Source organism: Mesorhizobium sp. M7A.F.Ca.US.005.03.2.1 (assembly GCF_003997795.1).
GTDB classification, from domain to species: domain Bacteria; phylum Pseudomonadota; class Alphaproteobacteria; order Rhizobiales; family Rhizobiaceae; genus Mesorhizobium; species Mesorhizobium ciceri.
Genome location: NZ_RZRP01000307.1, coordinates 1 through 6,717, shown reverse-complemented (window position 1 = coordinate 6,717; position 6,717 = coordinate 1). Strand labels below are relative to the sequence as shown.

8 protein-coding genes are annotated in these 6,717 nt (G+C 64.4%); 4 read left to right on the top strand and 4 right to left on the bottom strand.

Features of this window, described 5'->3' with window-relative positions:
- Positions 1 to 1,158: mannonate dehydratase (gene uxuA / locus EN991_RS18100; protein ID WP_127369248.1), on the bottom strand; the 1,158-nt coding region annotated here is incomplete at its 3' end.
- A gap of 99 nt (positions 1,159 to 1,257) precedes the next feature.
- Here uxuA and EN991_RS18095 point away from each other — a divergent pair.
- Positions 1,258 to 2,043, top strand: coding sequence for an SDR family oxidoreductase (locus EN991_RS18095; protein ID WP_127369247.1), 786 nt, complete (start codon positions 1,258 to 1,260; stop codon positions 2,041 to 2,043).
- A gap of 107 nt (positions 2,044 to 2,150) precedes the next feature.
- On the opposite strand, the gene EN991_RS18090 is transcribed toward EN991_RS18095, so the two are convergent.
- Together EN991_RS18090 and EN991_RS18085 are read right to left on the bottom strand one after the other, a co-directional pair.
- Entirely contained in the window at positions 2,151 to 2,957 is an 807-nt protein-coding gene (locus EN991_RS18090; protein ID WP_127369246.1) for an SDR family NAD(P)-dependent oxidoreductase, read from the bottom strand.
- A complete protein-coding gene (locus tag EN991_RS18085) occupies positions 2,954 to 3,808 on the bottom strand; it encodes an NAD(P)-dependent oxidoreductase (protein WP_127369245.1) in 855 nt (284 codons plus the stop codon). Before EN991_RS18085 ends, EN991_RS18090 begins: the two co-directional genes overlap by 4 nt.
- Positions 3,809 to 4,040: 232 nt before the next feature.
- Here EN991_RS18085 and EN991_RS18080 point away from each other — a divergent pair, with 232 nt between their 5' ends.
- The 3 genes from EN991_RS18080 (at position 4,041) to EN991_RS18070 (ending at position 6,523) form a co-directional block, all read left to right on the top strand.
- Positions 4,041 to 4,685, top strand: coding sequence for an isochorismatase family cysteine hydrolase (locus tag EN991_RS18080; protein WP_063173769.1), 645 nt, complete (start codon positions 4,041 to 4,043; stop codon positions 4,683 to 4,685).
- A gap of 48 nt (positions 4,686 to 4,733) precedes the next feature.
- Positions 4,734 to 5,285 (top strand): MarR family winged helix-turn-helix transcriptional regulator, encoded by a 552-nt coding sequence (locus tag EN991_RS18075; RefSeq protein WP_024502291.1) that lies wholly within the window; start codon positions 4,734 to 4,736, stop codon positions 5,283 to 5,285.
- A 101-nt stretch (positions 5,286 to 5,386) separates the two neighbouring features.
- Complete coding sequence (locus tag EN991_RS18070) at positions 5,387 to 6,523, top strand: amidohydrolase family protein (RefSeq protein WP_245460996.1); 1,137 nt, start codon at positions 5,387 to 5,389, stop codon at positions 6,521 to 6,523.
- Between the two features lie 3 nt (positions 6,524 to 6,526).
- On the opposite strand, the gene EN991_RS18065 is transcribed toward EN991_RS18070, so the two are convergent.
- A partial coding sequence (locus tag EN991_RS18065; protein ID WP_164769164.1) for an amino acid synthesis family protein occupies positions 6,527 to 6,717 on the bottom strand: 191 nt, incomplete at its 5' end.

The window sequence follows — 6,717 nt, the reverse complement described above, 5'->3', positions numbered from 1 at the left end:
GCGCATGATGCCGCGCAGCTCGGCGAGGCCCTTCAGCCGGCCGATCAGCGAATAGCCGGGGTTGATCCTGGTCTTGCCGATGTCGTCGGCAAGCAGATGGCCATGGTCTGGTCGCATCGGAATGCGCCAGTCGGCACGGCCTTCCCCGCGACGGCGCGCCTCTTCCTGCATCAGAGCGAGGATAACATGCGCCATGTCGGTGCCGCCTTCGAGATGCTCGGCTTCGTAGAACGAGCCGTCATCCTCGATGGTGATGTTGCGGAGGTGGACAAAGTGGATGCGGTCCGCGAATTCCTTGACCATGGCGACGATGTCATTGTCGGCGCGCGTGCCATAAGAGCCGGTGCAGAACGTCAGGCCGTTGGCGGGGCTGTCGACGGCGTTAAGGATGAAACGCGCATCCTCGGCTGTCGAAACGATGCGTGGCAAGCCATAGAGCGAGAAGGGCGGGTCGTCGGGATGGATGCACATGCGCACCCCCTCCTCTTCGGCCACCGGAATGATCTCGCGCAGGAACCAGGCAAGGTTTTGGCGCAGCTCCTTTGGTCCGATCGCATCGTAGTCCGCCAGGGCCTCGCGAAAACTGTCCCTGTCATAGCTGCGCTCGGTCGCCGGCAGGCCGGCGATCAGGTTGCGTTCGATCCTGTCGATCGCTTCGCTGCTCAATTCCTTCAGCCGCGCTTCCGCTTCGGCGATACGGGCAGCGGTATAGCCGGCTTCGGCATTGACGCGCTTCAGCACGAACAGGTCGTAGGCTGCGAAATCGATGGCGTCGAAACGCAGCGCATAGCCCGTCGTCGGCAGCCGATAGGTGAGATCCGTGCGGGTCCAGTCGACCACCGGCATGAAATTGTAGCAGACCGTCGCAATGCCGGCCTTGGCGAGCGCGCGGATTGAGTCGCGATAGTAGCCGGCGTAGCGCTCGCGTTCCGGCGCGCCGATCTTGAAGGAGTTGTGGACCGGAATGCTCTCGACCACCGACCATGTCAGGCCGGCGGCCTCGATGACACGCTTGCGCTCCAGAATGCTCTCGAGCGGCCAGGCGCGCCCGTCATAGATATCGTGCAAGGCGCTCACCACGCCGGTCGCACCGGCCTGCCTGACATGATCGAGCGTTACCGGGTCGTTTGGTCCATACCAGCGCCAGCACTGTTCCATTGCCGCTTCCTTCTGCGAGAGGATGGCAACCTATTGTTGGACCACAATGGGTGTCAAACTAGGAACCGGTTTCGGACAGCGAATGAAGGAGTTTTCCCAATGAAGGATTTCGACGGCAAGGTTGCCTTGGTGACGGGGACGACCGGGATTGGCCTCGCAACCGCCAGACGCCTCGCTGCAGGGGGCGCTGCGATCGTCGCCTGCGGCATCGACCGCGCGGCCAACGCGGCGTTGAAAGCGGAACTGGAAAGCTCCGCAGCCGGGGCGCTGGTGATAGGCGCCGACGTCTCCGTGCCCGATCAGGTTCGCGACGCGGTCGCGGCCGGCGTGGAGCGGTTCGGCGGCCTCGATATCGTCGTCAATTCGGCGGCGGTGCATCCGTACGGAACCGCCGTCAGCACCGATTTCGAGACCTGGAACAAGGCGATGTCGGTCAATGTCGGGTCGATCTATCTGACCGCGCATTTCGGCATCCCGGAAATGGTCCGCAGGGGCGGCGGCGCCATCGTCAACGTCGCTTCGGTGCAGGGCTTTGCCTGCCAGCAAAACGTCGCCGCCTATGCCACCACCAAGGGCGCCATCCACACGCTGACGCGTGCCCTGGCCCTCGACCATGCGCGCTCCGGCATCCGCGTCAATTCCGTCAGCCCCGGCTCGATCCGCACCCCGATCCTGGAGCAGGCCGCCCGCGGCGAGAACGGCACGGACGCCGATGTCGAGGCCGCCTACAAGCGCTTCGGCGAAGCGCACCCCATCGGGCGCATCGGCGAGCCGGAGGAGGTGGCCGAACTTATCGCTTTCCTGTGTTCGTCGAAGGCCGGATTCTGCACTGGCGCGGACTACAAGATCGATGGCGGCCTGACCGCCGGCATCGGCGTGAAGTAGATCGCGAATGGGGCCTGGCCTTTAGCGGGAGCGGCCGGCATCCGACAATTGGTTTGCCGAATTCTTGCAGATCAATGCTCAAGCAAATCGAGCAGCGAAATTGAGCTTTAGCGAAATTTCGGAAACGCACCGCCATCAGGGGCGTTGGCCCAGCTCTGCAAGGTCTGGCCGCCGTCGATCAGCCAATCCACGCCTGTGACGTGCCTCGCCTCGTCCGAGGCCAGGAAAGCCACGGCGGCCGCGACATCGTCCGGCTGGCCGATGCGGCGCAATGGAATGCGGTCGGCGAAATGCTGGACGCTGCTCTTGAATTCGCCGTCACCGGAAGCCAGCACGCCAAGCGTCGTCTCGATCACGCCGGGGCAAATGGCATTGACGCGTATGCCGTAGGGCGCGGCATCGAGCGCCGCAACCCGCGTCAGGCCGACCACGCCGTGTTTGGAAGCGACATAGCCGGCACCGCCCGAAAGGACGTCCCAACCGGCCATGGATGAGCCCATGTTGACGATCGAGCCACCGGTCCCCGCCTTGATCATCGCCCGAAGCGATGCCTGCAGGACGAGGAAGATACCGCGCAGATTGATACGGATGGTCGTATCCCAGTCCTCGACCGGCAGGTCGTGAACGGGAGCGACGACGCCGGAAATGCCGGCATTGTTGAACACCGCGTCGAGGCCGCCGAACGTCTCGACGGTCGCCTCGACGGCGCGCCGCACATCCGCTTCATCGCTGACGTCGGCTTCGATGGCAATGGCGTTTTCACCCAGTGAGCGAGCCAGTTGCTGCGCCGCCGCGCCATTGCGATCGACAATGGCGACGCGCGCGCCTTCGTCAAGGAAACGCCGCACCGCCGCGCCGCCGATCGCGCCGGCGCCGCCAGTGACAAGGATCTTCTTCTGGTCGAATCGTTTCATCCCCCGGTCTCCGGCTTTGGATAGGAACGCCATGAATATTGTGGTTCGAAGCCGATCGTTTCGCGCGCATGGACCGTGTCGAGCACGGCGCCAAAGCCGGCGATCGGCCGCGATAGAGCGACATCGGGATAGACCCGGCGCACGAGCGCTTCGGTTTCCTCTTCCATGAAGGTGTCGGCGGCGCTGAGCAGGACGCGCAGATGGCCGTCGCCTTGCCATTCAAGCGCCCGCAGGAAGCCCTGCCCGGCGTCGCGCGCGTCGAGATAGGCCCACAGGTCGCGGGCACTGTCGGCCGTGGCGCGGCGCGGCCCGACGCCCTCGAAAAATGAACCCGGCGTCTGGATCCACGGCATGCGGATACTGACCGCCGAAAAGGCGCCGCGGCGCACCGCCGCGTCGACGATTTCCTCGCCCAGCCATTTCGACAGGCCGTACGGATCCTGCGCGCCGGCCGGGTGGTCCAGGTCGACCGGCAGATAGGGCGGCCGCACAGGTTTTTCGAAAAAGGGATAGCCGAAGACGCTGAAGGATGAGGCATAGATGAAGCGCCTAGCGCCGGCCATGGCGGCTGCCTCGACCACATTGTAGGCGGTCGCGATGTTGGTCTTGAACACCTCGCCGCCGGCCCGGCCGGTCGGCCGCGGAATGGCCGCGACATGCACAACGGCATCGCAATCGCGCACCAGCTGCAGTGTCGATCCCAGATCGGTCAAATCGGCGGTTGCGTGGCGCCATGCGACCTCACCCGGTACCACGGCATCGACACCAAGCACATCGTGGCCGGCCGCAACCAGAGCCTCGGCCACATGGCGGCCAAGCAGGCCGCTGGCTCCGGTGACGATGGTTTTCATATCTCGGCCTCGGCTCCGCAATTCAGCGGCTTGAATATCATTGATGGTCATACAAATCGAGCACATGCCTGACAAGCGTTGTCAAGGCCATTTCGCGATGGGCAAATAGCGCATACGCTTGTCGGAGCGCGGTGCGCAAGGCCGACCAGCACGCTTTGCGTCGAACGGGATTGACTTGGCATCCACTAGGGTTTTTTGTATGAGCATCAACGATCGGTCAAAGGAGCTCGCCATGTCCGTGGACAGTTTTTCCTCACATCGGCACGATGATGCGGTGCGCCTCGATCCACGCCGTGCAGCCGTTATCGTCATCGATATGGTCAATGAGTTCTGCAAGCCCGGCGGGGCCATGGTCCTGCCTGGGTACGAGACGCTGGTCGCGCCGCAACTGGCCGTGATCGAGGCCGCGCGCGCCGCCGGCGTGCCGGTGATCTGGGTCCATGACAGCCACCGGCCGGGCATGCGACGCGAGCGCGAATGGCTGAAGCGCACACCGCATTGCCTGGATGGAAGCTGGGGGCCGGAGATCATCGAGGATCTCGGCGCCCGCGATGATGAGATCCATGTCATCAAGCGGCGCTACTCGGCCTTCTTTCAAACCGACCTCGACCTGACGCTGAAAGACATGCAGGTCGACCAGTTGGTCATTTTCGGCGTGGTCACCAACATCTGCGTGCGCTCGACCGTCCATGACGCCTTTTTCCAGGGCTATGAGGTGGTGGTGCCAAGCGATTGCTGCGCAGCAACGGGACCCCGCGAGCAGGAAAGCTCGCTCTACGACATAGCGACCCATTTCGGCGTGGTCAGCGATTCGGCTGATGTCGTCGCAGCCCTCCGCGACGGGACGTCGCTTCAACCAGCGGAGGTCGCGGCTTGAGCTTTTCCAAACCGGCGACATCCGAGACAGCGGCGATAGGAGTCCGGTGTGACGACTGAAAAGAAACCGCAATCCGAAAAAGGCGCGACCTCGAAAACGCCGAGCGGCGATGCACCCCCGAGCCGCGAGCAAGTGCTGCAGCAATACGCCGAGACCGGCTATGAACTGGACCGTCACCCGGCGCACGTCATCCGCCGGGCGCATCAGCGCGCGACACTGCGCTTCCAGCAGGTCATGGCCGGCGAAGACCTTTCGCCAACGCAATTCGCGGCGCTCGCCACGATCCTCAAGCATGGCGAAGTCTCGCAGAACCATCTCGGCCGGCTGACGGCGATGGACCCGTCGACCATCAGCATCGTCATGCGTAAACTGCTCAAACACGGGCTGATCACGCGCAGCGCCTCCGAAACCGACCAACGCCTGACGATGATCGCGCTGACCAGCAAAGGGACCGACTATACGCTGGAGCGGCTCGAACGCAGCGTCGAGGTCGGGCGGCGGTTCCTGTCGCCGCTCTCCCCGGCTGAGCAGGCGACGCTGCTTCGCCTGCTCCAGCGCATCAATGACGACGATCCAACGAATGGCGACGGCGGCAAATAAGCCTCGTCCAGTCCTTTTTTCCATAACAGCAAAAGTGAGAACCGGTGTCGTCCGACCTCCAGTCGTCTGCCAACACGCTCGTCGTCCGCAATATCGGTCTCATGCTGAGCGGCGATCTCGCACAACCGATCATCGACGCCGACACCATCGTCGTGAGCGATGGACGCATATCAGGCATTGGCAAGGCAGGCGACATTGATGGCGGCAGCGCGGCGACGATCATCGATGCGATGGGCTGTGCGGTCGCGCCGGGTCTTATCGACAACCACGCCCATCCGGTGGCCGGCGACTGGACGCCCCGGCAGAACCAGATCGGCTGGATGGATTCGACCGTGCATGGCGGCGTCACCACGATCATTTCGGCTGGCGAGGTCCACACACCGGGCCGACCGCGCGATCTTGTCGGGCTGAAGGCGTTGGCGATCGCGGCGCAGCGCACCTTCTCCAACTTCCGTCCGAACGGCATGAAGATCCTGGCCGGGGCACCGATCCTGGAACCCGGCCTTACCGAGGAAGACTTCCGCAGTCTCGCCGAGGCCGGCGTGACGCTTGTCGGCGAAGTCGGGCTTGGCGGCGTCAAGGATGGGCCGACCGGCCGGAAGATGATCGCCTGGGCGCGCAAATACGGCATGACCTCGATGACCCACACGGGCGGCCCGTCGCTGCCCGGCTCCGGCCGCATCGGCGCGGATGTCGTGCTGGAGGTCGACGCCGACATCGTCGCCCACGTCAATGGCGGGCCAACCGCCCTGCCCGAGGCGGAAATACGTCAGATCTGCGAGAAGGGTTCGAGGGCGCTTGAAATCGTCCATAACGGCAATTTGCGCACCGGACTGTTCGTGCTCGACCTGGCAAGGCAGCGCGGCGAACTTTCGCGCGTCATCCTCGGCACCGACAGCCCGGCCGGATCCGGCGTGCAGCCGCTCGGCATCCTGCGAACCCTGACCATGCTGGCTTCGCTGGGCGGTATTGCACCGGAAGTGGCGTTCTGCCTTGCCAGCGGCAACACGGCGCGCGTGCGCGGACTGGACGATCGCGGTTTGATCGAGGTCGGTCGCGCCGCCGACCTGATCTTCATGGATCAGGCGATCGGCGGCGCCGGCGACGGGCTGCTCGACAGCGTGGCGCTCGGCAATCTTCCAGGCATTGGAATGGTCGTCATCGACGGCGTGGTGCGGACCGGCCGGAGCCGCAACACCCCGCCGGCGATGCGGGTGCCGGAAGTCCTGGCGGCCTGACGGTCAGCCGACGCCGTCAATGCCGACAATCTTGTCCTTGGTCAGCCCGCCGACGCGCGGGTGCGGCCTGCCGGAATCGGTGACGGCGATAGCGACGACGATCTCGTCGGCACGCGGTGCGTCGGGAACACGAACCTCCATGCCGTCGAAATGGCTGCGCACCCGCGCCGCGTCCTTGTGGCCGAGCGGAATAT

Bases quoted from the DNA above. Each gene is read 5' to 3' on its own strand.
- EN991_RS18095 (WP_127369247.1), top strand. From the start codon at position 1,258: ATGAAGGATTTCGACGGCAAGGTTGCCTTGGTGACGGGGACGACCGGG.
- EN991_RS18090 (WP_127369246.1), bottom strand. From the start codon at position 2,957: ATGAAACGATTCGACCAGAAGAAGATCCTTGTCACTGGCGGCGCCGGC.
- EN991_RS18085 (WP_127369245.1), bottom strand. From the start codon at position 3,808: ATGAAAACCATCGTCACCGGAGCCAGCGGCCTGCTTGGCCGCCATGTG.
- EN991_RS18080 (WP_063173769.1), top strand. From the start codon at position 4,041: ATGTCCGTGGACAGTTTTTCCTCACATCGGCACGATGATGCGGTGCGC.
- EN991_RS18070 (WP_245460996.1), top strand. From the start codon at position 5,387: ATGCTGAGCGGCGATCTCGCACAACCGATCATCGACGCCGACACCATC.